The sequence below is a fragment of the Enterobacter sp. JUb54 genome (assembly GCF_014298075.1).
Lineage (GTDB): Bacteria > Pseudomonadota > Gammaproteobacteria > Enterobacterales > Enterobacteriaceae > Klebsiella > Klebsiella lignicola.
On record NZ_CP060418.1, the window covers coordinates 3,549,219 to 3,572,463 of the forward strand.

Genomic DNA, 23,245 nt, shown 5'->3' on the forward strand with positions numbered 1-23,245 from the left:
GGGAGCTATCCCCCGGTACTTTCCCTCACCACCAGCGTGACGGGCAGCATTTCATCCGCCTGTGTCACCCCTTCCAGCAAGAGTCCCACGGCCCGATAACCGAGCTGATGTTTGTCGACCGCAATAGTGGTCAGCGCCGGACGACTCCACGCTGCAGGTGCAATATCATCGAAGCCAATAATGGCAATATCCTGTGGGACACGAACCCCGCGTCGTTCACAAATATTCATGGCCGCAATCGCCGTCACGTCGTTATAGGCGAAGATGGCGTCCGGCGGTACCGGTAGCGACAGTAGCTCGTTCATTGCCGTCACCAGCGACAGGTTGGTATCCACCAGCGGTGAAGCAATCACTTCATATTCCGGCGGCATCATCATCTGCGCTTCATATAACGCCTGACGATAGCCCTTTTCCCGCTGACGAATACTGTAGTGGGCGGCAGTGCTGGCAAGAAAGGCAATACGCTTGCGCCCGGTGTCGATCAAATGGCGCGTCGCCAGATATCCGCCATGCTGGTTATCCAGATTCACACAGGGCAGATCAGGGGCCCATAAATCGACCAGCACCATCGGCAGCTTCGTTTTCTGTATCGCCATGATCAACGTGCTTTCAAAATATCCGGCACAAATCAGGGCATCAGGATGATGCAATGCAATTTGTTCATCGACATTATCGCCAGGCCCGATGGAGAGAAAGCTCATGGCGATCCCTTGCTCACGGCAGTGGTCCTCCACGCCGAGCAACAGCAGGGAATAAAATGGCAGTGCACGAGCAATATCATGCTGACGATGGAGCAAAAACAGGACGCGCTTAATTTTATCTCCCCGTAGACGGGAAAAGTCGTACCCCATTTCCTTCGCCACCGCGATAACTCTCTGCCGGGTGTCTTCCCTGAGCCCCGGCTGCCCTTTGAGGGCTCGGGATACTGCGGCAACGGACAGCCCGCACGCCTCAGCAATACTTCTGATCCTGACCGGCTTTGTCATGTCGCTCCCAATAAAAAATAAACATACTACGTTAACTATAAATTTATGCCGTACCCACAGCAACCCTCGATTTTTTAAGCTAAAAATCCCGCCGTGATTAATATGGAAATATTAGCTATCACCATGAAATATATTGCTCAATTGGTTTTGAAACATGATCTTATTCACGCTTCAATAATTGCCTTCTTCCCAAAACGATAAGTTAATTTTTAAGGTAACAATATCTTGTTTACTAAAAATGAGGTTTTATATGTTATCGGCAAAGGGTATGAAGCAAGAGAACTACCTGCTCTCGAGCATATGGTTTCTCTTTTTCTTTATCGGCTGGGGTTCTTGCTTTCCCTGGCTGTCATTATGGCTAACGGAAAAAATTGGCATTCGCTCAACCGAAGTCGGCATGGTGTATACCTGCATCGCTATTGTCGCCGTGGTCTTCCAGCCCGTCTTCGGCATCCTGGCCGATAAGCTTAACTTCCGTAAACACCTGATGTGGATGCTGGCGGGGCTGATGATTGCTTTTGCCCCCTGGTGGATCTGGGTGTTCGCCCCGTTACTCAAAATCAATATTATCGCCGGGGCTCTGGCGGGCGGCGTCTTCATCGGCCTGACGTTTGGTTGCGGCTGCGGGATCTGCGAGGCGTGGATCGATAAAATTTCTCGTCTCGAAGGGTTTGAATTTGGCCGTGCCAGAATGTGGGGCGGTATCGGGGCGGCGGTCGGTACCTTTATTTCCGGTAAGCTTTTTGCGATTAACCCTAACTACATCTTTATCATGGCAAGCTGCGCCGGGCTGATCCTCGCCGTGTTGCTCTGTTTCTTCCGCCCAGGCCTGCATATGCAAGACGATGCGCTCAGTCCGCAGCGGGTAAAAATAGAGCGCGGCGATGTGCTGGCCCTGCTGCAAACAGGACGCTTCTGGTTTCTGGTGCTGTATATGGTGGGCGTTGGCGCCGTTTATGAAACCTACGATCAACAGTTCGCTGTCTACTACAGCAGCTTTTTCGCCACCCGCGAACGGGGAGCGGAAGTATTTGGCTATCTCTACACCGTACAGATTTTCCTTGATGCGTTAACCATGTTTTTCGCGCCGGCCATCGTCAATCGTATTGGCCCCAAAAACGCCCTGCTGTACTGCGGTTTTATCATGACCTTCCGTATTATCGGCAGCGCAATGGCCACCGGCCCGATCATGATTTCCACCATGAAGCTATTACATGGCTTCGAAAGCTCGATTCTGATTATCGCCACCCTGAAATACATCTCCGCCAATTTCGACTGGCGACTGTCTGCCACCGTGTACTTAATCGGCTTCCAGTTCTCCAAGCAGTTCAGCCAAATCTTCATGAGCACCGCCATCGGCGGTATGTACGATGCGATGGGTTTCAAACAGTCCTATACCGTCCTCGGCATTATCGCGCTGTGCTTCACCGTTATTTCTGTTTTCACGTTATCGCGCAATCGGGTGCTGCACCCCGCGCCAACCGTATAACCCTGCGATTCAGGAGTTGATATGTCAGAGTTTTTATCCGTCATTGAAAACGGTATTACCATGGTTTTCGATTTAGCCGACCGGGCACGTCTGCTGCATTTTTCCGCCCTGCCGTTTAATGCTGACACCATCGGCCCCAATCACGATGAGCAATCGCGCTTTAATCTGGTTGAGGTCAATATTTCCGGGCTGGATAAGCCGCTTGAACGACATGGCGCCGGGTTCACCGCTACGGCACCGGGCTATACGCTGCGCTACCAGCAGCACCAGGACTCCCACAATCGCGACGGACGCAAGCTGGTTTTTACCCTGTATGACACCATCACCGCCGCACAGGTTGAAGTTCATTATCAGTTTTATACTCATTTGGCGCTGATCCGCAGCTGGAGCGTCATTCGTAACCAAGGTCATGAGGCCTTTACCGTAGAGTATCTTTCCAGCTTTGTGATTAACGGCATTGCCAAAGAGAGCGCCAAAAACTGGGGGGATAACTTCACATTGCATATTCCCCACAACAGCTGGACCCGTGAGCTGCAATGGCGACAGTACCGGTTTGATGAATTAGGGTTCATGCCCTGTATTCAGAAAGGGCTGCAGCGTTCATCAAAACCGCTGCACTACAGTAATACCGGTGCGTGGTCGAGCAAAGAATACCTGCCAATGGGCTATCTGGAAGATAGCTGCACCGGCGCCGGCCTGTTCTGGCAAATTGAGCATAACGGTTCATGGCACTGGGAAATCGGCGATCAGGCCAACCAACTCTATCTGCAGTTAGGTGGTCCGAATGAGTTTTATCATCACTGGTTTAAACAGCTGCAGCCCGGCGACGCGTTCTGTTCTGTTCCGGTGGCGATAGGCGTCACCCAGGCGGGCTTCACCGATGCCATGGCGACCTTGACCCAGTATCGCCGCCGCACCCGGCGTCTCAATGATGATAACCAGCAGTTAGGCGTTATCTTCAACGACTACATGAACTGCTTATTTGGCGATCCCACAACGGCAAAACTGCTGCCGCTGATCGATGCCGCCGCTGAAGCGGGGGCCGAATATTTCTGTATCGATTGCGGCTGGTATGACAAAGGTGAATGGTGGAACGGCGTGGGTCAGTGGTTGCCGAGCGAAGAGCGTTTCCCCGAAGGCATTCAGCATGTGATTCGCTATATTCGCGAAAAAGGCATGATCCCTGGGCTGTGGCTGGAACTGGAAGTCATGGGTGTGAAATCACCTAAACTGGCGGAAACCGACGACAGCTGGTTCTTCATGCGCCACGGTAAACGGGTCTTTGACCGCAGCCGTTACCAGTTGGACTTTACCAGCCCGGCGGTCATTCGCCATGCCGATGAAGTGATCGACCGGCTGGTCACTGAATATGGTGTCGGCTATATCAAAATGGATTACAACATTGAGCCCGGCATTGGCACCGAGCAGAACGCCGATAGCGCCGGCGACGGTCTGCTGAAGCATAACCGGGCCTGGCTGGCGTGGCTGGACCGCGTGTTTACCCGCTATCCGCAGTTGATCATTGAAAACTGCGGCAGCGGCGGCCTGCGGATGGATTATGCCATGCTGAGCCGCTGCTCTATCCAGTCAACCAGCGATCAGGAAGATTACCTGAAGTACGCCACCATTGCCGCCAACGCCCCTACCGCCGTCACGCCGGAGCAGGCGGCTATCTGGTCCTATCCACTGCGCGATGATGATGAACAGGCGGTCATCTTTAATCAGGTCTCGGCGATGCTGCTGCGCATTCACCAGAGCGGCCATCTGGCGGAGCTCTCCGAGCGGGGGTTTCAGCAGGTCAAAGAGGCGATTCGCTACTACAAAACGTTGCGCCAGCACATCAACACTGCGCTGCCGTTCTGGCCGCTGGGGCTCTCGAGCTTTACCGACGAATGGGTGGCTTTGGGCATGAAGTCCACAGAAGGCAAGGTGTGGCTGGCGGTCTGGCGACGAGAGGGACCGCAGGAGAGCTGCGCGCTACCGTTGACCGGGCTTAAAGGCAGCGTACGACAGGGTTATCCAGCCACCGTGCAACATGAAGCCGTCTGGCACAATGAGCAGGAGGTCCTGACGGTCACTTTGCCGCCGCGCTCGGCGGTCATTTTTGAGATATCCCGCTAACTCTCTCATAGCCCGGCGAGAGTGAACGCCGGGCTATGTGATTCCGTTATTCAACGCTACGCCAGCGTATGTGACAGGACCTAGGCGCGATCGACGGTAAAGGCAATCACTTCGCTGATACTCTCGGCGCCCAGCGCCAGCATCACGACACGATCGACCCCTAGCGCCACGCCGGAGCAGTCTGGCAGACCGGCCTGCAGCGCACCCAGCAGGTTGGTATCAATCGGCTGCTGCGGCAGACCGCGGGCCGCGCGCTTGCGGTTATCCTGTTCAAAACGCTGCTGCTGTTCCCGCGCGTCGGTCAGTTCATGGAAACCATTCGCCAGTTCAATCCCCTTGTAGTAGACCTCAAAGCGCTCAGCAACGCGGTGATCTTCCGTGCTGATCTGCGCCAGAGAAGCCTGGCTTGCCGGGAAGTGATACACAAAGGTCGGACGATCTTTACCAATATGCGGCTCAACGCCCATGGTAAACAGCAGCTGCAATAAGGTGTCCCGGTCTTCTTCCGTATCGGCGATATTGCTCAGATCGAGCTTCGCCGCCGCTTCACGCAGCTGCGTTTTATCTGCTGACAGAGGATCCAGTTCAAGATGGCGCAGGAACGCCTGCTGATAAGAGAGGCTTTCCGCCGGCTGGCACTCCAGCACTTGTTGAAGTAAATCATCGACTTCATTAATCAGTCGGTACATGTCGTAGCACGGACGATACCACTCCAGCATTGTGAATTCAGGATTGTGATGCCGCCCCATCTCTTCATTACGGAAGCTACGACACAGCTGGAATACCGGACCACAGCCTGCCGCCAGCAGACGCTTCATGTGGTATTCCGGGCTGGTCATCAGGTAAAGATCCATCCCCTGCGAATAGCCAGGGCCAACGAAACGGGTCTGGAACGGGAACAGGTGAATATCTGTCACCGTTGCCTGGCTCATGCAAGGCGTCTCCACCTCCAGCACGCCACGGTCGCTGAAGAAACGGCGAATTTCCGCCATTATCGCCGCACGTTTTAACAGGTTTGGAATGGACGCGCTCGGCTGCCAGGTTGCCGTTTCGCTCATGTTACTTTCTCCGATTTCATACAAGGGCACGAAGTCTACTCGTAACCGTCGGGTGAAACAAATTTTGTGCAAACTGGCCGCCGTAAAGCATTCGGATAATTTATTTTTGACCAAAATTCATAACCGCAGCTAATAATCCGGCGCACATATTGATAAAAAAATCGAACACATCAATTTTCCCCATCAACCCTACGGCTATACTCCTTTACCTATAAAGGAGCAGTGATACATTTTCGCCAGTCCGGCGGCGAAATAAACAAAAACTGGAGGAATGTCGTGCAAACTTTTCAAGCCGATCTTGCCGTAATTGGCGCTGGCGGAGCAGGTCTTCGCGCAGCCATTGCCGCGGCGCAGGCAAATCCAAATGCCAAAATCGCACTGATTTCAAAAGTCTATCCCATGCGCAGCCATACCGTGGCAGCAGAAGGCGGTTCCGCCGCCGTCGCGCAGGATCATGACAGCTTTGAGTACCATTTTCACGACACCGTCGCCGGCGGCGACTGGCTCTGCGAGCAGGATGTCGTCGACTATTTCGTCCACCATTGCCCGACGGAAATGGCCCAGCTTGAGCAGTGGGGATGTCCGTGGAGCCGCCGTCCGGACGGCAGCGTCAACGTACGCCGCTTCGGGGGGATGAAAATCGAACGCACGTGGTTCGCCGCCGATAAGACCGGCTTCCATATGCTGCACACCCTGTTCCAGACCTCCCTCCAGTTCCCACAAATTCAACGCTTCGACGAACACTTCGTCCTCGACATTCTGGTCGATGATGGCCAGGCCCGTGGCCTGGTAGCGATGAATATGATGGAAGGCACTCTGGTGCAAATCCGCGCCAACGCGGTGGTCATGGCCACCGGCGGCGCAGGACGCGTCTATCGCTATAACACCAACGGCGGCATCGTCACCGGCGACGGCATGGGCATGGCGCTGAGCCACGGCGTGCCGCTGCGCGATATGGAGTTTGTACAGTATCACCCAACCGGCCTGCCAGGCTCCGGCATCCTGATGACTGAAGGCTGTCGCGGCGAAGGCGGTATTCTGGTCAACAAAAACGGCTACCGCTATCTGCAGGATTACGGCATGGGCCCGGAAACGCCGCTGGGCGAGCCGAAAAACAAATATATGGAACTCGGCCCGCGCGACAAAGTGTCTCAGGCATTCTGGCATGAGTGGCGGAAAGGTAACACCATCCCCACGCCGCGCGGCGACGTGGTGTATCTCGATCTGCGCCATCTGGGCGAGAAAAAGCTGCTTGAGCGCCTGCCGTTTATCTGTGAGCTGGCGAAGGCCTATGTCGGCGTAGACCCGGTTAAAGAACCGATCCCGGTTCGCCCGACCGCCCACTACACCATGGGCGGTATTGATACCGACCAGCAGTGTGAAACCCGCATTAAGGGCCTGTTTGCGGTGGGCGAATGCTCATCCGTCGGCCTGCATGGCGCGAACCGTCTTGGCTCTAACTCGCTGGCGGAACTGGTGGTATTTGGTCGCCTTGCCGGTGAACAAGCCATGAAGCGCGCCGCTGAGGCCGGGGAAGCTAACGGCACAGCGCTGGATGCCCAGGCTGCCGACGTGGAAAAACGCCTTAAAACGCTCGTCAATCAGGAAGGTAACGAGAACTGGGCGAAAATTCGCGATGAAATGGGACTGTCGATGGAAGAAGGCTGCGGCATCTACCGTACGCCGGAGCTGATGCAGAAAACCATCGATAAGCTGGCGGAACTGCAGGAGCGCTTCAAGCGCGTGCGCATCACCGATAACTCCAGCGTCTTCAACACCGATTTGCTCTACACCATCGAACTGGGCCACGGCCTGAACGTCGCGGAATGCATGGCGCACTCCGCCATCGCCCGTAAAGAGTCGCGCGGCGCGCATCAGCGCCTCGACGAAGGCTGCACCGAACGTGATGACGTCAATTTCCTCAAACACACGCTCGCCTTCCGCGATGCCGATGGCACCACACGTCTGGAATATGGCGATGTGAAAATCACCACTCTGCCGCCAGCAAAACGTGTCTATGGTGCAGAAGCGGAAGCAGCCGAGAAGAAGGAGCCGGCAAATGGCTGAGATGAAAAACCTCAAAATTGAAGTGGTGCGCTACAACCCGGAAGTGGACACCGCACCGCACAGCGCGTTTTATGAAGTCCCGTATGATGAGCAAACCTCGCTACTTGATGCGCTGGGCTACATCAAAGACAACCTGGCGCCTGACCTGAGCTACCGCTGGTCCTGCCGCATGGCGATTTGCGGCTCCTGCGGGATGATGGTCAACAAGGTGCCGAAACTGGCGTGTAAAACCTTCCTGCGTGAATACACCAAGGGCATAAAAGTTGAGGCGCTGGCTAACTTCCCGATCGAGCGCGATCTGGTCGTCGATATGACCCACTTTATCGAAAGCCTGGAAGCTATTAAGCCCTATATTATCGGCAACCCGCGAACCCCGGACCAGGGACCAAACAAGCAAACCCCGGCGCAGATGGCGAAATACCATCAGTTCTCCGGCTGCATCAACTGCGGCCTGTGCTATGCCGCTTGCCCGCAGTTTGGTTTGAATCCGGAGTTTATCGGCCCGGCGGCGATCACCCTCGCCCATCGCTACAACGAAGACAGCCGCGACCACGGTAAGAAGGAACGTATGGCGCAGCTGAACGGTCAGAATGGCGTCTGGACCTGCACCTTCGTGGGCTACTGCTCGGAAGTGTGTCCGAAGCATGTCGACCCGGCGGCTGCCATTCAGCAGGGCAAAGTAGAAAGCTCGAAAGACTTTCTTATCGCCACCCTGAAACCACGCTAAGGAGTGCATGATGACGACGAAACGCAAACCCTATGTGCGGCCGATGACCTCCACCTGGTGGAAAAAGCTGCCGTTTTATCGCTTCTATATGGTGCGTGAAGGCACCGCCGTACCGACGGTATGGTTCAGTATTGTGCTGATTTACGGTCTGTTTGCCCTGAAGCACGGCGCAGAAAGCTGGGCGGGCTATGTGGGTTTCCTGCAGAACCCGGTGGTGGTGATCCTGAATCTGATCACCCTGGCAGGCGCGTTGCTGCACACCAAAACCTGGTTTGAGCTGGCGCCGAAAGCCGCCAATATCATTCTTAAAGGTGAAAAAATGGGGCCAGAGCCGGTGATTAAGGGGCTTTGGATGGTGACCGCGCTGGTGACCGTGGTGATCCTGTTTGTTGCCCTGTTCTGGTAAGGAGACTGAAATGATCAATCCCAACCCGAAACGTTCCGATGAGCCGGTCTTCTGGGGACTGTTTGGTGCCGGCGGCATGTGGGGCGCGATTGTCGCGCCGGTGATGGTGCTGCTGGTAGGTATCCTGCTGCCATTAGGTCTGGCGCCAGGCGATGCTTTCAGCTACGAGCGCGTGCTGGGCTTTGCGCAGAGCTTTGTCGGGCGCGCCTTCATCTTCCTGATGATCGTCCTGCCGCTGTGGTGCGGGTTACACCGTATCCATCACGCCATGCATGACCTGAAAATCCACGTCCCGAACGGTAAATGGGTCTTCTACGGCCTGGCGGCCATTCTGACGGTCGTGACGCTGATCGGCGTATTATTTATTTAACGTCCCAGATGCCCGGTAGCATTCTGTTACCGGGCTCTCTTTTGCAGAAAATATCCCCGCTTTTTTCCAGGCAGAATCTACACTTAGCTAAAAAGCCAGCAAGGAAAATGCTATGCGTGTGCTGCCCATTATTGCGGTTATTGCCGCGTCGTTTCTGGTTGTCGCCTGTAGCACGCCGACACCGCCGCAAGGCGTGACGGTGGTCAGCCCGTTTGACACTCAGCGCTATCTTGGCACCTGGTATGAGATTGCCCGTCTCGACCACTCGTTTGAAAGCGGTCTCGAAAAAGTCACCGCCACCTACAGCCTGCGTGGCGATGGCGGGTTGGACGTCGTGAATAAAGGCTATAACCCCGACCGGGAGATGTGGCAAAAAACCGATGGCGTGGCTTACTTTACCGGCTCACCGACCCGCGCAGCATTAAAAGTCTCCTTCTTTGGCCCTTTCTACGGCGGCTACAACGTTATCGCGCTGGATAAAGAGTATCGCCATGCGCTGGTCTGCGGACCAGACCACGATTATCTGTGGCTGCTGGCCCGCTCGCCGCAAATCTCACCGGAGGTTAAACAGCAGATGCTGGACATTGCTACCCGGCAAGGTTTCGACGTCAGTAAACTTATCTGGGTGAATCAGCACTATTAGTCAGTGTGCGCTGATCTTTAGCCCGATAATACCGACAACGATGCACGCCAGGCTGGCAATACGCATAGCGCTGGCGGATTCGCCCAGCAGGACGATACCGGTGATGGCGGCACCTACCGCGCCAATCCCCGTCCAGACCGCATAGGCGGTGCCGACAGGCAGCGTCTTCATCGCCCACGACAGCATCGCCATGCTGACCACCATGGCGACAATCGTGATAACGCTTGGCACCAGGCGACTAAAACCGTGGGTATATTTCAGACCAACCGCCCAGACCACTTCCAGCAGACCGGCGATAAACAGAACAAACCAGGACACAGAACCCCCTTGATGGGGCCGTCCCCGGATGCGATACGCTTACGGGTCGTCCCGCAAGGTGTGTGAAAATCGCAGGTATTATAAGCAACTACGTCGCAGAGAGGAAGAACGGTACGGCCGATAAACCGTACCGTCGAGGTCTATTGCTGAGCTTTAGTCGCAGCCCCAGAGATGGCACTACCACCTTCTGAAATATCCTGACCAACACCACGTGTTGTATTACATGCGGTCAACACAGAAGAAAGGGCCAAAACCGTAAAGAACGCTGCAATCGCTTTTTTCACCATAATGTCATCCTTATTACCAGTTTTAGTTATCGTGCCCTATAAGCATAGACAACCTGGCCCGGGATGGCGGGATCTCAGCGTTTTTTAAGAGAAAAGGAGTGATGAAACAACAGAAGGAAGTGCAACGGTACAACAGATGCGATGATGCATCATGTAGCCTGGCAAAAGCGCCTAGCTGACGGCACGGGAAATGGCATGCCCCAGACCCTGAATATCTTCACCAAAGCCGCGGGCTGTATTGCAGCCGGTCAACAAAACTGCGCTCAGGGAGAGCAATATCAGAAGCTTAATTGAGTTATTCATCTTCCCCTGCTTGTCCGTTCCTTGCTTACCATACCCTGACGTGCAATAGCAGGCGCAGCACACCGCTGCGCCAACCATCTCAGAACATGAATTACTTCACGCGGGATACGTATTCGCCAGAGCGAGTATCCACTTTGATGACTTCACCAATCTGAACAAACAGCGGAACTTTAACCACAGCGCCAGTAGACAGCGTTGCTGGTTTACCACCGGTACCTGCGGTGTCGCCTTTCAGACCTGGATCGGTTTCAACGATTTCCAGTTCAACAAAGTTCGGCGGAGTCACGGAGATAGGCTGACCATTCCACAGGGTCACGATGCACTCAGCCTGATCCAGCAGCCATTTAGCGTTATCGCCTACGGCTTTCTCGTCGGCAGCCAGCTGCTCGAAAGTAGAGTTGTTCATGAAGTGGAAGAACTCACCGTCGTTGTACAGGTAAGTCAGGTTCATATCGACAACGTCTGCGCCTTCAGCGGAATCGGTAGATTTGAAGGTTTTCTCTACGCGGGTACCGGTCAGCAGACGACGCAGCTTAACGCGAGCAAAAGCCTGACCTTTACCTGGTTTCACGAATTCACTCGCTTCAACCGCATAAGGTTCGCCGTCCATCATGATTTTAAGACCGGCACGAAAATCGTTGCTATAGTAAGTCGCCATAAGGCCCTCTGAAATTGTTAATTGGTAGCTAAGCCACAAAATGGCGCATATTGTAACCCTAAATACCCCATCCAGAGAAGATTGGTTAACGCAACTTGCCGATGTTGTGACCAGTCCTGATGAACTGCTGCATCTTTTAAATGTAGACGCTGATGCAAACTTATTGGCGGGGCGTGATGCGAAGCGCCTGTTTGCGCTGCGTGTTCCACGGGCATTTATCGCTCGCATGGAACCGGGAAACCCCAATGATCCTCTTCTTCGTCAGGTACTTACCTCGCAGGAAGAGTTTGTCTCTGCCCCTGGATACTCCACCGATCCACTGGAAGAACAGCACAGCGTCGTGCCTGGCTTGTTGCATAAATACCGCAACCGGGCGCTGCTTTTGGTGAAAGGCGGCTGCGCGGTAAATTGTCGATATTGTTTCCGTCGGCACTTCCCCTATGCTGAAAACCAGGGCAATAAACGCAACTGGCAGGCCGCGCTGGAGTATATCGCCGCCCATCCGCAGCTCGATGAGATCATTTTTTCCGGCGGTGACCCGCTGATGGCGAAAGATCATGAGCTCGACTGGCTGCTGACGCAGCTGGAAGGTATCCCGCACATCAAGCGTCTGCGCATCCACAGCCGTCTGCCAATTGTCATTCCGGCGCGCATCACCGCTACGCTGGTATCGCGGTTTGAACAATCGTCGCTGCAGATACTGCTGGTGAACCACATTAACCATGCCAATGAGATCGATAACGACTTTCGTGAAGCGATGATGCGCTTACGTAAAGCGGGCGTCACGCTCCTGAATCAAAGCGTCCTGCTGCGCGGCATTAACGATAATGCGCAAACGCTGGCGAATCTCAGCAACGCGCTGTTTGATGCTGGCGTCATCCCCTACTATCTGCACGTGCTGGATAAGGTCCAGGGCGCGGCCCATTTTATGGTCGATGATGAAGAAGCACGGGCGATTATGCGCGAACTGTTGACCCTGGTGTCAGGCTATATGGTGCCAAAACTGGCGCGTGAGATTGGCGGCGAACCAAGCAAGACGCCGCTGGATTTAGGCTTGAAACAACATTCGTGAAAAGGTCTGCCGGGGATAAACTGGCAGACCCTCGACGTGCAGGCCGCTTTCTCACCGACGGTGAGAAAGGCACAACCTCACATCAGTTCGGGCACTTATAAACCTGACCGTTCATTTCGCTGTCGGTCGGGACAAAGCTCGACAGCAGATTCTGCGTCGGGCTGCTGACGCCATAAATCACGTTGCCACCCATTGCCGCTGCCTGGTTACGCAGTGCGTTAGCTGCGCCACGCATGGAGCCGCCTTCATCACCGTTCTGACCAGACAACCAGTTGCTCTGCTTGCCAGTCGCGGTCCCCAACAGCTGGCAATCCGCACCCGGCTTGTCTTCAACAAAGCGTACGCTCTGTCCGCCTGAGCTCAGTTCGTTGCTGGAACTGCAACCCGCTAACAATAGTGCTGCGCCGACAATCCCTGCTAAATATCTTACCTGCATGTTATTCCCCATGATCAATGAGCTGGACGCGCTGGCCCGGATGTACACCTTATACTAAAAAGAGGAGAAAAAGAAAAACCCCCGAGCATTTCTGCCCGGGGGTTTCTTTGTTTCTAAGGGGTATAGCGCACGATTACATCATGCCGCCCATACCACCCATGCCGCCCATACCGCCAGCAGCACCTAAATCAGGCGCATCGCTTTTCGGCAGGTCGGTAACCATGCACTCGGTGGTGATCATCAGACCAGCAACGGATGCCGCGTACTGCAGAGCAGAACGGGTCACTTTAGTTGGGTCCAGGATACCGAAGTCGATCATGTTGCCGTATTCTTCAGTTGCTGCGTTGTAACCGTAGTTACCTTCGCCCGCTTTCACGTTGTTAGCAACGACAGACGGCTCTTCACCGGCGTTGGAAACGATCTGACGCAGCGGAGCTTCCATTGCGCGCAGCGCAACTTTGATACCGACGTTCTGATCTTCGTTCTGAGCAGTCAGGTTAGCCAGTTTAGCGGCAACGCGAACCAGCGCCACACCACCACCAGCAACAACACCTTCTTCTACCGCAGCACGGGTCGCGTGCAGCGCATCGTCAACGCGTGCTTTCTTCTCTTTCATTTCAACTTCGGTAGCAGCACCGACTTTGATTACTGCAACGCCGCCTGCCAGTTTAGCAACGCGTTCCTGCAGTTTTTCACGGTCGTAGTCAGAAGTTGCTTCTTCGATCTGCTTACGAATCTGAGCAACACGGCCCTGGATAGCGCCTTCTTCACCCACGCCATCAATGATGGTGGTGGTGTCTTTGTTGATCACAACGCGTTTTGCCTGACCCAGGTCTTCCAGAGTTGCTTTTTCCAGCTCCATACCGATCTCTTCAGAGATAACGGTACCGCCGGTCAGGGTAGCGATGTCCTGCAGCATAGCTTTACGACGGTCGCCGAAGCCCGGTGCTTTAACTGCAGCCACTTTCACGATGCCACGCATGGTGTTGACCACCAGAGTAGCCAGCGCTTCGCCTTCAACGTCTTCAGCGATGATAACCAGCGGTTTGCCTGCTTTCGCAACGGCTTCCAGCACTGGCAGCATTTCGCGGATGTTGGAGACTTTTTTGTCAGCCAGCAGGATGAACGGGCTTTCCAGCTCAACAGCGCCAGTTTCCGGCTTGTTGATGAAGTATGGGGACAGGTAACCGCGGTCGAACTGCATACCTTCAACCACGTCCAGTTCGTCTTCCAGACCGGTACCGTCTTCAACGGTGATCACGCCTTCTTTACCGACTTTATCCATCGCTTCAGCGATCAGTTTACCTACAGTTTCGTCGGAGTTAGCGGAGATGGTACCAACCTGAGCAATAGCTTTAGAGTCGGAGCACGGTACGGACAGCGTTTTCAGTTCTTCAACAGCAGCAACGACAGCTTTGTCGATACCACGTTTCAGATCCATCGGGTTCATGCCAGCAGCAACGGCTTTCAGGCCTTCTGCAATGATCGCCTGAGCCAGTACGGTTGCGGTGGTAGTACCGTCGCCTGCAGCGTCGTTCGCTTTAGAGGCAACTTCTTTAACCATCTGCGCGCCCATGTTTTCGAACTTGTCTTCCAGCTCGATTTCACGTGCAACGGACACGCCGTCTTTGGTGATGGTCGGTGCACCGAAGGATTTATCCAGTACCACGTTACGGCCTTTCGGACCCAGGGTCACTTTCACTGCATCTGCCAGTACGTTCACGCCGCGCAGCATTTTTACACGAGCGTCGTTACCGAATTTTACGTCTTTAGCTGCCATTTTTTCTATTCCTCAAATTCGTTCAGTTTCGCGCGCGAATTACGCTTCAACAATTGCCAGAATGTCGCTTTCAGACATGATCAGCACTTCTTCATTGTCGATTTTTTCCGACTTCACACCGTAGCCGTCGTTAAAAATAACGATGTCGCCAACTTTAACGTCCAGCGGCTGCACAGTGCCGTTCTCCAGGATGCGGCCCTTACCGACAGCGATGATTTCGCCACGAGTTGATTTGGCTGCTGCAGAACCAGTCAGAACGATGCCGCCTGCAGATTTGGTTTCAACTTCTTTACGTTTGACGATCACACGATCATGTAACGGACGAATACTCATTGATAGCTCTCCTTCGAGAAAGTCATTATCAGTTATGGGTGACACCGGCCCGTATAAGGTTTTCCGGCTAGTGCCTGAGAGATGGGGGTAGGTTTTCCCGCTTCAAGGGGCAAAGTTAAAAAAAAATTTTTCCGCGTGCGCTGACGCACAAAAACGGCCGTCGTCATAAGTAAAAACGATTGTGATACCATCGATTTTTTCAGGGACAGGATTGCATCATGAGTGGTTTGAAGCAGGAGTTAGGTCTGGCTCAGGGAGTGGGGCTGCTTTCGACGTCGCTACTTGGCACCGGCGTCTTCGCAGTGCCTGCGCTGGCGGCCCTGGTGGCGGGAGACAACAGCCTGTGGGCCTGGCCTGCGCTGATTTTGCTGGTCTTCCCGATTGCCATTGTCTTTGCCGTACTGGGCCGCCATTTCCCCAGCGCCGGCGGCGTCGCGCACTTCGTCAATATGGCGTTCGGTTCCCGTATGGAACGCGTCACCGGCTGGCTGTTCCTGTCGGTCATTCCGGTGGGGCTACCTGCCGCCCTGCATATCGCTACCGGCTTCGGGCAGGCCCTGTTTGGCTGGCACGACAGCCAGCTGCTGCTGGCAGAGCTGGGCACCCTGGCCATCGTCTGGTGGGTCGGCTCGCGGGGCGCCAGCTCCAGCGCTAACCTGCAAACGCTGGTCGCGATCCTTATCGTAGCGCTGATCGCCGCCATCTGGTGGCGCGGTGGGATTAACCTTGCGCACATCCCCTTTCCGGCGGCGACGGAAATCGATCGCTCCCAGCTTTTCTCTGCGCTATCGGTGATGTTCTGGTGCTTTGTCGGTCTCGAAGCCTTTGCCCATCTGGCATCGGAATTTAAACGCCCGGAGCGCGATTTCCCCCGCGCACTGATGATCGGCCTGTTACTGGCCGGGTCGGTGTACTGGGCCTGCACCGTGCTGGTTCTGCATTTTCATGCCTTCGGGGACGACATGGCCGCGGCCGCATCGTTACCGACCATCGTAGTGCACTTATTTGGCGTGCAGGCACTGTGGGTCGCCTGCGTAATTGGCTATCTCGCCTGCTTCGCCAGCCTCAATATTTATATCCAGAGCTTTGCCCGCCTGGTCTGGTCCCAGGCGCAGTACAAGCCCGAAAGCTACCTCGCGCAACTTTCGCCGCAGCGTATTCCCCGCAATGCGCTCAATGCGGTACTGGGCTGCTGCGTCATCAGCACGCTGTGCATCTACTGGCTTGATATCAATCTCGACGCGCTGATCGTCTATGCCAACGGCATCTTTATTATGATTTATCTGCTGTGCATGCTGGCAGGCTGCCGCTTGTTACAGGGGCGCTACCGGGTGCTGGCGATCGTCGGGAGCGGACTTTGTCTGCTGCTGTTGACGATGGTGGGCTGGAAAAGTCTGTATGCCCTGGTCGTGATGGCCGCCCTTTGGTTGTGGCTGCCGAAGCGCCGCCCACCGGCCCAGACGCCTTCATCTGCGATAAAAAACCGATAAAAAAAGCCGGACCGCGCAACGCGTATCCGGCTCATAAACTGTTGTGCCCGGCAATGGATGACCGGGCTGAACAGCTTAGCGGTCGTCTTTGTGGTCCAGACGGTCGCGCTCTTCATCTTTGCGCTGGTATTCGCCGTCAAAGGTCTCACCGCCCCCGGTTCCGGCACTAAAACCGCCGCCCGGCATCCGGTTAAAGCGCAAATGCGGCATCAGCTTCAGGGTCAGGTGCTTTTGCACCGGCGGCAACAGCAACAGCAGGCCGAGGAAGTCGGTAAAGAACCCCGGCAGCAGCAGCAACAGACCGGCAATGATCAGCGAGACGCTTTTGATCATTTCGGCGGCCGGGCTTTCCCCTGCCGCCATCTTCTGCTGCATCAGCATCAAGTTTTTGAAGCCCTGGTTACGCACCAGCGACATCCCGACCACCGAGCTAAAGATCACCAGAATCAGCGTCATGAACACGCCAAGCACGTGGGCCACCTGGATGAAGATCGATATCTCGATGTAAACGTATAAAAAAATGGCAATTAACGGAATCCAACGCACCGGCGTCTCCTTCATTAGCGGCGGCCATTATCGGCCCCCGCAGTCATTGGTTTGCTTTTCGCATCACATCAATATTGGGCTAAAACGCCAGATTTCAATCTGTGGAAAGGCTTATTTTGTCATGAATGGCAAAGCGGTGACTCATTTCACAGATTAATAATTCTTATACCCTGCAATACATAATAAGTGATCAAGGTTGCTGACATTCGCTATCATCAGCATATGATCGTGGGCACCGGGCCGATTAAGGAAATAATCTTCGGCAAGAAAATACGCTAAATCTCATAAATTCTGTGTATTTGGTGAATTCATTGGCAGCTTGAAAAAGAAGGTTCACATGTTAAACAACATTCGTATCGAAGAAGATCTGTTGGGTACCAGGGAAGTTCCAGCTGACGCCTACTATGGTGTTCATACTCTGAGAGCGATTGAAAACTTCTACATCAGCAATAGCAAAATCAGTGATATACCTGAGTTTGTGCGCGGTATGGTGATGGTGAAAAAGGCCGCTGCGATGGCCAACAAGGAACTGCAAACCATTCCTAAAAGCGTCGCAAACACCATTATTGCCGCATGTGACGAAGTACTGAATAACGGTAAATGCATGGACCAGTTCCCGGTTGATGTGTTCCAGGGTGGCGCGGGTACCTCCGTCAACATGAACACCAACGAGGTTCTGGCTAACATCGGCCTTGAGCTGATGGGCCATCAGAAGGGTGAATACCAGTATCTGAACCCCAACGATCACGTTAACAAATGCCAGTCCACCAACGATGCCTACCCGACCGGCTTCCGTATCGCCGTTTATGCCTCACTGCTGAAATTAACCGACGCCATCAACCAGTTGGGCGAAGGCTTCCAGCATAAAGCCGTTGAATTCCAGGACGTCCTGAAAATGGGCCGTACCCAGCTGCAGGACGCGGTACCGATGACCCTCGGCCAGGAGTTCCACGCCTTTAACGTTCTGCTGAATGAAGAGACCAAATGCATTCTGCGCACCGCTGAGCTGCTGCTGGAAGTGAACCTCGGCGCCACCGCCATCGGTACGCGTCTGAATACCCCGGATGGCTATCAGCAGCTGGCAGTGCAAAAACTGGCGGAAGTCAGCGGTTTGCCGGTTATTCCGGCGGAAGACCTGATTGAAGCGACCTCAGACTGTGGCGCCTACGTGATGGTCCACAGCTCGCTGAAACGCCTGGCGGTGAAACTGTCCAAAATCTGTAATGACCTGCGCCTGCTCTCTTCCGGTCCGCGCGCTGGCCTGAACGAAATCAACCTGCCGGAGCTGCAGGCGGGTTCATCCATCATGCCGGCCAAAGTCAACCCGGTGGTGCCAGAAGTGGTTAACCAGGTCTGCTTTAAGGTTATCGGCAACGACACCACGGTCACAATGGCTTCCGAAGCCGGTCAGCTGCAGCTGAACGTCATGGAGCCGGTGATTGGCCAGGCCATGTTCGAGTCTATCCATATCCTGACCAACGCCTGCTACAACCTGCTGGAAAAATGCATCAACGGCATTACCGCCAACAAAGCAGTCTGTGAAGGCTATGTCTATAACTCAATTGGGATTGTCACCTACCTGAACCCGTTTATCGGCCACCACAATGGCGATATCGTCGGCAAGATTTGCGCCGAAACGGGCAAGAGCGTACGCGAAGTCGTACTGGAGCGCGGGCTGCTCACCGAAGCAGAGCTGGACGATATTTTCTCTGCCCAGAACCTGATGCATCCGGCCTATAAAGCGAAGCGATATACCGATGAAAGCGAACAGTAAGCTTTCGGGTTAAACTACCAAAAGGCATGTCAGCAATGACATGCCTTTTTTGCATTCTTAGGTTTACCAAATCACAACAATTCAATATCAACTTGTTAAAAAACAAGGAAGGCGCATATGTTTGGAGCAGAACTCGTGGTTGTCCTGCTGGCTATCTATTTGGGAGCCAGGCTCGGCGGCATCGGCATTGGCTTTGCCGGTGGTCTGGGCGTGCTCGTCCTGACGCTCATCTTTCAAATTAAACCCGGCGCGATCCCTTTCGACGTCATTGAAATCATCATGGCGGTTATCGCCGCGATTGCTGCGATGCAGGTGGCCGGCGGCATGGACTATCTGGTCAGCCTGGCCGAGCGCATGCTCCGACGCCATCCCAAATACATCACCTTCCTTGCCCCGCTGGTCACCTGGTTTATGACCGTTCTGGCGGGAACCGGACATACCGCATTCTCGACCCTGCCGGTGATTACCGAAGTGGCGAAAGAGCAAGGTATTCGCCCGTCCCGCCCGCTGTCTATCGCCGTTGTCGCCTCGCAGATTGCGATTACCGCCTCGCCGATTTCCGCCGCCGTGGTCTTTTTTGCCGGGATCCTCGAACCGCTTGGCGTCAGCTACCTGACGCTGCTGGCGATCTGTATTCCGGTGACGCTGATTGCCGTGATGCTCACCGCCGTGGTCTGTAACTTCCTCGGCTGTGAACTGAAAGACGACCCGATTTACCAGGAGCGCCTGGCAAAAGGTGAAGTGAGGCTGCGCGGCAGTCAGGTGTTCGAACTGAAACCTCATGCGAAACGCTCGGTGCTGCTGTTTCTCGTCGGTATTGTCGCGGTAATGTTCTACGCTACGGCGATCAGCGATACCGTCGGGCTGATTCAGAACCCGGTACTGCCGCGTAACGAAGCGATCGTGGTGTTCATGCTGACCATTGCGACGCTTATCAGCATCACCTGTAAAATCGATACTGGCGAAGTGCTCAACGCCAGCACCTTTAAATCCGGGATGAGCGCCTGTGTCTGCGTGCTGGGCGTCGCCTGGCTCGGCGATACCTTCGTCAAAGCGCATATCACCGATATCCAGGCCGTTGCCGGCGACCTGCTACACAACTATCCGTGGCTGCTGGCGGTGGTGCTGTTCTTCGCGGCAACCCTGCTGTACTCCCAGGCTGCCACCACCAAAGCGCTGATGCCGGCGGCGCTGCTGCTCGGCGTCACCCCGCTGACCGCTATCGCCTCGTTTGCGGCGGTATCCGCGCTGTTCGTCCTGCCGACCTACCCGACGCTGCTGGCGGCGGTTGAGATGGACGACACCGGTTCAACGCGCATCGGCAAATACGTCTTTAACCACGCGTTCCTGATCCCCGGCGTGATTGCCATTACCCTGTGCGTCATTCTGGGGTTCATTTTCGGCGGCATCATGCTGTAAATCTGCTTAAATTCGGGCCAGTTCCTGGCCCGTTTCATTAATCCCCCACCTTGCGTGCTATAGTGCCTCTTTTCGCTGATACGAGGTTCACGATGACTACGCCTGATGCTGTTGTTGTTCTCTGTACCGCGCCCGATGAAGCCACCGCCCAGGATCTGGCGGCAAAAGTGCTGGCAGAAAAGCTCGCCGCCTGCGCCACCCTCCTGCCAGGTGCAACATCGCTCTACTACTGGGAAGGGAAGCTGGAACAGGAGTATGAAGTTCAAATGCTGCTGAAAACCGACCTGGCTCACCAGCAGGCCTTACTGGAATGTCTGAAGGCCCATCACCCGTATCAAACGCCCGAACTCTTGGTTTTACCCGTCACCCACGGAGACACTGATTACCTCTCATGGCTCAACGCATCATTACGCTGATTCTGCTGCTGTGCAGCACATCCGCTTTCGCCGGGTTATTTGACGCCCCTGGTCGTTCTAATTTCGTTCCTGCGGATCAGGCTTTTGCTTTTGATTTCAAGCAGAACCAGCACGACGTCAACCTGACCTGGCACATCAAGGATGGTTACTACCTCTATCGCCAGCAGATCAAACTGACGGCGGCAGAGGCCACGCTCGTCGAACCAACGTTGCCTCCGGGCACCTGGCATGAAGATGAGTTTTACGGCAAGAGCGAGATCTATCGTCAGAGCCTGAGCGTACCGGTGACCTTCAGCCAGGCGGCAAAAGGCGCGACGCTCACCGTCACCTACCAGGGCTGCGCCGACGCCGGTTTTTGCTATCCGCCAGAGACCAAAATCGTCCCGCTTCGCGCGGTGCTGGCGACGTCCGACAGCGAGTCAACGTCGACTCCGGCAGCGCTTCCTGCCGTCGGGCAGCCGAAATTTAATCCGCCTCTGCCCGTAGAAAAACGTCCGGAGCTGATCGCCAAAACCGCCCCGCCGGTACAGCCGACTCCGCCACAGGAGAAGCCCGACGCCAGCGATGATCCGGCCAGCCTGCCCTTCACTGCCCTTTGGGCGCTGCTGATCGGCATCGGTATTGCCTTCACGCCGTGCGTCTTGCCGATGTACCCGCTGATCTCCGGCATAGTGCTCGGCGGTAAACAGCGGCTGTCCACCGCCCGGGCGTTGCTGCTGGCGTTTATCTACGTCCAGGGGATGGCGCTGACCTATACCGCGCTGGGCCTGGTGGTCGCCGCCGCCGGTTTACAGTTCCAGGCGGCGCTGCAGCACCCCTATGTGCTGATTGGCCTCTCGGTGGTCTTTATCCTGCTGGCGCTGTCGATGTTTGGCCTGTTTACCCTGCAACTCCCCTCTGCCGTGCAGACCCGCCTGACGCTGATGAGCAACAAACGCCAGGGCGGTTCCCCCGGCGGCGTCTTTGCGATGGGGGCCATTGCCGGGCTGATCTGCTCGCCCTGCACCACCGCACCGCTGAGCGCCATCCTGCTGTATATTGCCCAAAGCGGTAATCTGTGGCTCGGCGGCGGCACGCTGTATCTCTATGCGCTGGGCATGGGGCTGCCGCTGATCCTGGTGACCGTTTTTGGCAACCGTCTGTTGCCGAAGAGCGGGCCATGGATGGGCCACGTGAAGAGCGCATTTGGTTTTGTGATCCTGGCGCTGCCGGTCTTTTTACTGGAGCGTATCGTCGGTGAACCCTGGGGGCTGCGCCTGTGGTCGCTGCTGGGCGTAGCCTTCTTTAGCTGGGCCTTTATTACCTTGCTCGGCGCCACTCGTCCGTGGCTGCGCATCGCGCAAATCATGATGTTCGGCGCCGCGCTGGTCAGCGCTCGCCCGCTGCAGGACTGGGCATTCGGCGCGCCCGCCGCGCAACAGCAGGCGCACCTGGCCTTTACGCGCGTCAGTAACGTCGCAGAACTCGATCGCGCGCTGGCACAGGCAAAAGGCAAGCCGGTGATGCTCGACCTGTACGCCGACTGGTGCGTGGCATGCAAAGAGTTCGAGAAATACACCTTTAGCGCTGCAGAGGTACAACAGGCCCTGAAAGGGACCGTTCTGCTGCAGATCGATGTGACGAAGAACAGCGCCGACGATGTGGCATTGCTGAAGCACCTGCAGGTGCTCGGCCTGCCCACGATTCTGTTCTTTAATACACGGGGAGAAGAACAGCCCGCGCAACGTGTGACCGGGTTTATGGATGCAGCCGCATTCAGCGCCCATTTGCGTGATTGGCAACTGTGAACGACACTTTAGGAGGAAAAATGGAGGAGAAGACCGTGCAACGTGAAGATGTCCTGGGTGAAGCCATACAAATTCTCGAAATCGAAGGTATTGCCAACACCACGCTGGAAATGGTCGCCGAACGCGTCTCTTACCCGCTCGATGACCTCAAACGTTTTTGGCCCGATCGCGACGCGCTGCTGTACGATGCGCTGCGCTATCTCAGTCATCAGGTTGATGTCTGGCGTCGGCAGTTGCTGCTCGACGACTCGCTCACGCCGGAACAAAAGCTGCTGGCTCGCTACGGCGCATTGACCAAATGCGTGAGCAACCATCGCTATCCCGGCTGTTTGTTTATCGCCGCCTGTACCTTTTTCCCGGACGCGCAGCATCCTGTCCATCAACTGGCGGAACAGCAAAAACAGGCCTCGCTGGCCTATACTCACGAGTTGCTGACGCTGCTGGAAGTGGACGATCCAGCGATGGTCGCCAAACAGATGGAGCTGATCGTCGAAGGCTGCCTGAGCCGTATGCTGGTCAAACGTAGCCAGGAAGATGTCGATACCGCGCAGCGGCTGGCAGAAGACATTCTGCGCTTTGCCCAGTGCCGGAGCGGCGGTGCGTTAACCTGATCGTGGTCGGCAGGTCGTCGTTACACGCGCCTGACATTCAGGGCGATGCCCGTTGGTGGGTAAACGGGGAATGAACGGCCGACTAACACAGATGCAACTTGATGTCCGCAGCGTATAATCCCCCTACACCACTCTGTCTACCGGGATT

General features: G+C 55.3%; 24 protein-coding genes. 14 read left to right on the forward strand and 10 right to left on the reverse strand.

The window, feature by feature from the left end:
• Nucleotides 1–5: 5 nt before the first annotated feature.
• Nucleotides 6–986: a LacI family DNA-binding transcriptional regulator gene (locus tag HF679_RS16350; protein ID WP_187042228.1), complete on the reverse strand. Its 981-nt coding sequence runs from the start codon at nucleotides 984–986 to the stop codon at nucleotides 6–8.
• A 250-nt stretch (nucleotides 987–1,236) separates the two neighbouring features.
• On the opposite strand from HF679_RS16350, the gene HF679_RS16355 reads away from it, so the two are divergent.
• Complete coding sequence (locus tag HF679_RS16355) at nucleotides 1,237–2,475, forward strand: oligosaccharide MFS transporter (protein WP_123757833.1); 1,239 nt, start codon at nucleotides 1,237–1,239, stop codon at nucleotides 2,473–2,475.
• 21 nt (nucleotides 2,476–2,496) lie between these two features.
• Nucleotides 2,497–4,596 carry an alpha-galactosidase gene (locus tag HF679_RS16360; RefSeq protein ID WP_123757832.1) on the forward strand — a complete coding sequence of 700 codons (2,100 nt, stop codon included), beginning with the start codon at nucleotides 2,497–2,499 and terminating at the stop codon, nucleotides 4,594–4,596.
• Between the two features lie 80 nt (nucleotides 4,597–4,676).
• On the opposite strand, the gene epmA is transcribed toward HF679_RS16360, so the two are convergent.
• Nucleotides 4,677–5,654, reverse strand: coding sequence for an elongation factor P--(R)-beta-lysine ligase (gene epmA / locus HF679_RS16365; protein ID WP_123757831.1), 978 nt, complete (start codon nucleotides 5,652–5,654; stop codon nucleotides 4,677–4,679).
• A 276-nt stretch (nucleotides 5,655–5,930) separates the two neighbouring features.
• On the opposite strand from epmA, the gene frdA reads away from it, so the two are divergent.
• From frdA to HF679_RS16390, 5 genes are all read left to right on the forward strand, one after another.
• Nucleotides 5,931–7,721, forward strand: coding sequence for a fumarate reductase (quinol) flavoprotein subunit (gene frdA, locus HF679_RS16370; protein WP_123757830.1), 1,791 nt, complete (start codon nucleotides 5,931–5,933; stop codon nucleotides 7,719–7,721).
• Nucleotides 7,714–8,448, forward strand: coding sequence for a fumarate reductase iron-sulfur protein (frdB, locus tag HF679_RS16375; RefSeq protein ID WP_032689849.1), 735 nt, complete (start codon nucleotides 7,714–7,716; stop codon nucleotides 8,446–8,448). The genes frdA and frdB overlap by 8 nt, the downstream gene beginning before the upstream one ends.
• 10 nt (nucleotides 8,449–8,458) lie before the next feature.
• Nucleotides 8,459–8,854, forward strand: coding sequence for a fumarate reductase subunit FrdC (gene frdC / locus HF679_RS16380; protein WP_123757829.1), 396 nt, complete (start codon nucleotides 8,459–8,461; stop codon nucleotides 8,852–8,854).
• 10 nt (nucleotides 8,855–8,864) lie between these two features.
• A complete protein-coding gene (frdD, locus tag HF679_RS16385; RefSeq protein ID WP_004856982.1) occupies nucleotides 8,865–9,224 on the forward strand; it encodes a fumarate reductase subunit FrdD in 360 nt (119 codons plus the stop codon).
• 112 nt (nucleotides 9,225–9,336) lie between these two features.
• Complete coding sequence (locus tag HF679_RS16390; RefSeq protein WP_123757828.1) at nucleotides 9,337–9,867, forward strand: lipocalin family protein; 531 nt, start codon at nucleotides 9,337–9,339, stop codon at nucleotides 9,865–9,867.
• On the opposite strand, the gene sugE is transcribed toward HF679_RS16390, so the two are convergent.
• The 4 genes from sugE to efp form a co-directional block, all read right to left on the reverse strand.
• The gene (sugE, locus tag HF679_RS16395; RefSeq protein WP_123757827.1) at nucleotides 9,868–10,185 is read right to left on the reverse strand and encodes a quaternary ammonium compound efflux SMR transporter SugE; all 318 of its coding nucleotides are present in this window, start codon (nucleotides 10,183–10,185) and stop codon (nucleotides 9,868–9,870) included.
• A gap of 140 nt (nucleotides 10,186–10,325) precedes the next feature.
• A complete protein-coding gene (gene ecnB, locus HF679_RS16400; protein WP_004097935.1) occupies nucleotides 10,326–10,472 on the reverse strand; it encodes a lipoprotein toxin entericidin B in 147 nt (48 codons plus the stop codon).
• Nucleotides 10,473–10,643: 171 nt separating this feature from the next.
• The gene (locus tag HF679_RS16405; protein WP_154145071.1) at nucleotides 10,644–10,775 is read right to left on the reverse strand and encodes an entericidin A/B family lipoprotein; all 132 of its coding nucleotides are present in this window, start codon (nucleotides 10,773–10,775) and stop codon (nucleotides 10,644–10,646) included.
• A gap of 91 nt (nucleotides 10,776–10,866) precedes the next feature.
• Nucleotides 10,867–11,433, reverse strand: coding sequence for an elongation factor P (gene efp / locus HF679_RS16410; protein WP_123757826.1), 567 nt, complete (start codon nucleotides 11,431–11,433; stop codon nucleotides 10,867–10,869).
• A gap of 40 nt (nucleotides 11,434–11,473) precedes the next feature.
• Between efp and epmB the strand changes: the two genes are divergently transcribed.
• The gene (gene epmB, locus HF679_RS16415) at nucleotides 11,474–12,505 is read left to right on the forward strand and encodes an EF-P beta-lysylation protein EpmB (RefSeq protein ID WP_123757825.1); all 1,032 of its coding nucleotides are present in this window, start codon (nucleotides 11,474–11,476) and stop codon (nucleotides 12,503–12,505) included.
• A gap of 82 nt (nucleotides 12,506–12,587) precedes the next feature.
• Here epmB and HF679_RS16420 read toward each other — a convergent pair whose 3' ends face one another.
• The 3 genes from HF679_RS16420 to HF679_RS16430 all read right to left on the reverse strand — a co-directional run bounded on the left by HF679_RS16420 (nucleotide 12,588) and on the right by HF679_RS16430 (nucleotide 15,054).
• Nucleotides 12,588–12,941, reverse strand: coding sequence for a DUF4156 domain-containing protein (locus tag HF679_RS16420; protein ID WP_004856962.1), 354 nt, complete (start codon nucleotides 12,939–12,941; stop codon nucleotides 12,588–12,590).
• A 133-nt stretch (nucleotides 12,942–13,074) separates the two neighbouring features.
• Nucleotides 13,075–14,721 (reverse strand): chaperonin GroEL, encoded by a 1,647-nt coding sequence (groL, locus tag HF679_RS16425; RefSeq protein WP_123757824.1) that lies wholly within the window; start codon nucleotides 14,719–14,721, stop codon nucleotides 13,075–13,077.
• A 39-nt stretch (nucleotides 14,722–14,760) separates the two neighbouring features.
• Nucleotides 14,761–15,054, reverse strand: a complete 294-nt coding sequence (locus HF679_RS16430; RefSeq protein ID WP_003855929.1) for a co-chaperone GroES — start codon at nucleotides 15,052–15,054, stop codon at nucleotides 14,761–14,763.
• Between the two features lie 218 nt (nucleotides 15,055–15,272).
• On the opposite strand from HF679_RS16430, the gene yjeH reads away from it, so the two are divergent.
• Nucleotides 15,273–16,544 carry an L-methionine/branched-chain amino acid transporter gene (yjeH, locus tag HF679_RS16435; RefSeq protein ID WP_154145073.1) on the forward strand — a complete coding sequence of 424 codons (1,272 nt, stop codon included), beginning with the start codon at nucleotides 15,273–15,275 and terminating at the stop codon, nucleotides 16,542–16,544.
• 75 nt (nucleotides 16,545–16,619) lie between these two features.
• Here the strand turns inward: yjeH and HF679_RS16440 are convergent, their stop codons facing one another.
• Nucleotides 16,620–17,090: an FxsA family protein gene (locus HF679_RS16440; protein ID WP_174509907.1), complete on the reverse strand. Its 471-nt coding sequence runs from the start codon at nucleotides 17,088–17,090 to the stop codon at nucleotides 16,620–16,622.
• Between the two features lie 337 nt (nucleotides 17,091–17,427).
• On the opposite strand from HF679_RS16440, the gene aspA reads away from it, so the two are divergent.
• From aspA to HF679_RS16465, 5 genes are all read left to right on the forward strand, one after another.
• Nucleotides 17,428–18,864, forward strand: coding sequence for an aspartate ammonia-lyase (aspA, locus tag HF679_RS16445; protein ID WP_123757821.1), 1,437 nt, complete (start codon nucleotides 17,428–17,430; stop codon nucleotides 18,862–18,864).
• A gap of 117 nt (nucleotides 18,865–18,981) precedes the next feature.
• The gene (locus HF679_RS16450; RefSeq protein WP_154145074.1) at nucleotides 18,982–20,283 is read left to right on the forward strand and encodes an anaerobic C4-dicarboxylate transporter; all 1,302 of its coding nucleotides are present in this window, start codon (nucleotides 18,982–18,984) and stop codon (nucleotides 20,281–20,283) included.
• A gap of 92 nt (nucleotides 20,284–20,375) precedes the next feature.
• Nucleotides 20,376–20,699: a divalent cation tolerance protein CutA gene (gene cutA / locus HF679_RS16455; RefSeq protein ID WP_123757819.1), complete on the forward strand. Its 324-nt coding sequence runs from the start codon at nucleotides 20,376–20,378 to the stop codon at nucleotides 20,697–20,699.
• Complete coding sequence (locus HF679_RS16460) at nucleotides 20,675–22,486, forward strand: protein-disulfide reductase DsbD (protein WP_187042229.1); 1,812 nt, start codon at nucleotides 20,675–20,677, stop codon at nucleotides 22,484–22,486. The genes cutA and HF679_RS16460 overlap by 25 nt, the downstream gene beginning before the upstream one ends.
• A 35-nt stretch (nucleotides 22,487–22,521) precedes the next feature.
• The gene (locus HF679_RS16465; RefSeq protein ID WP_123757980.1) at nucleotides 22,522–23,097 is read left to right on the forward strand and encodes a transcriptional regulator; all 576 of its coding nucleotides are present in this window, start codon (nucleotides 22,522–22,524) and stop codon (nucleotides 23,095–23,097) included.
• Nucleotides 23,098–23,245: the final 148 nt, after the last annotated feature.

What these genes read in the sequence shown, in the direction of transcription:
- HF679_RS16350 (WP_187042228.1), bottom strand. Translation starts at nt 986, where the DNA reads ATGACAAAGCCGGTCAGGATCAGAAGTATTGCTGAGGCGTGCGGGCTG.
- HF679_RS16355 (WP_123757833.1), top strand. Translation starts at nt 1,237, where the DNA reads ATGTTATCGGCAAAGGGTATGAAGCAAGAGAACTACCTGCTCTCGAGC.
- HF679_RS16360 (WP_123757832.1), top strand. Translation starts at nt 2,497, where the DNA reads ATGTCAGAGTTTTTATCCGTCATTGAAAACGGTATTACCATGGTTTTC.
- epmA (WP_123757831.1), bottom strand. Translation starts at nt 5,654, where the DNA reads ATGAGCGAAACGGCAACCTGGCAGCCGAGCGCGTCCATTCCAAACCTG.
- frdB (WP_032689849.1), top strand. Translation starts at nt 7,714, where the DNA reads ATGGCTGAGATGAAAAACCTCAAAATTGAAGTGGTGCGCTACAACCCG.
- frdC (WP_123757829.1), top strand. Translation starts at nt 8,459, where the DNA reads ATGACGACGAAACGCAAACCCTATGTGCGGCCGATGACCTCCACCTGG.
- frdD (WP_004856982.1), top strand. Translation starts at nt 8,865, where the DNA reads ATGATCAATCCCAACCCGAAACGTTCCGATGAGCCGGTCTTCTGGGGA.
- HF679_RS16390 (WP_123757828.1), top strand. Translation starts at nt 9,337, where the DNA reads ATGCGTGTGCTGCCCATTATTGCGGTTATTGCCGCGTCGTTTCTGGTT.
- ecnB (WP_004097935.1), bottom strand. Translation starts at nt 10,472, where the DNA reads ATGGTGAAAAAAGCGATTGCAGCGTTCTTTACGGTTTTGGCCCTTTCT.
- HF679_RS16405 (WP_154145071.1), bottom strand. Translation starts at nt 10,775, where the DNA reads ATGAATAACTCAATTAAGCTTCTGATATTGCTCTCCCTGAGCGCAGTT.
- efp (WP_123757826.1), bottom strand. Translation starts at nt 11,433, where the DNA reads ATGGCGACTTACTATAGCAACGATTTTCGTGCCGGTCTTAAAATCATG.
- epmB (WP_123757825.1), top strand. Translation starts at nt 11,474, where the DNA reads ATGGCGCATATTGTAACCCTAAATACCCCATCCAGAGAAGATTGGTTA.
- HF679_RS16420 (WP_004856962.1), bottom strand. Translation starts at nt 12,941, where the DNA reads ATGCAGGTAAGATATTTAGCAGGGATTGTCGGCGCAGCACTATTGTTA.
- groL (WP_123757824.1), bottom strand. Translation starts at nt 14,721, where the DNA reads ATGGCAGCTAAAGACGTAAAATTCGGTAACGACGCTCGTGTAAAAATG.
- HF679_RS16430 (WP_003855929.1), bottom strand. Translation starts at nt 15,054, where the DNA reads ATGAGTATTCGTCCGTTACATGATCGTGTGATCGTCAAACGTAAAGAA.
- yjeH (WP_154145073.1), top strand. Translation starts at nt 15,273, where the DNA reads ATGAGTGGTTTGAAGCAGGAGTTAGGTCTGGCTCAGGGAGTGGGGCTG.
- aspA (WP_123757821.1), top strand. Translation starts at nt 17,428, where the DNA reads ATGTTAAACAACATTCGTATCGAAGAAGATCTGTTGGGTACCAGGGAA.
- HF679_RS16450 (WP_154145074.1), top strand. Translation starts at nt 18,982, where the DNA reads ATGTTTGGAGCAGAACTCGTGGTTGTCCTGCTGGCTATCTATTTGGGA.
- cutA (WP_123757819.1), top strand. Translation starts at nt 20,376, where the DNA reads ATGACTACGCCTGATGCTGTTGTTGTTCTCTGTACCGCGCCCGATGAA.
- HF679_RS16460 (WP_187042229.1), top strand. Translation starts at nt 20,675, where the DNA reads ATGGCTCAACGCATCATTACGCTGATTCTGCTGCTGTGCAGCACATCC.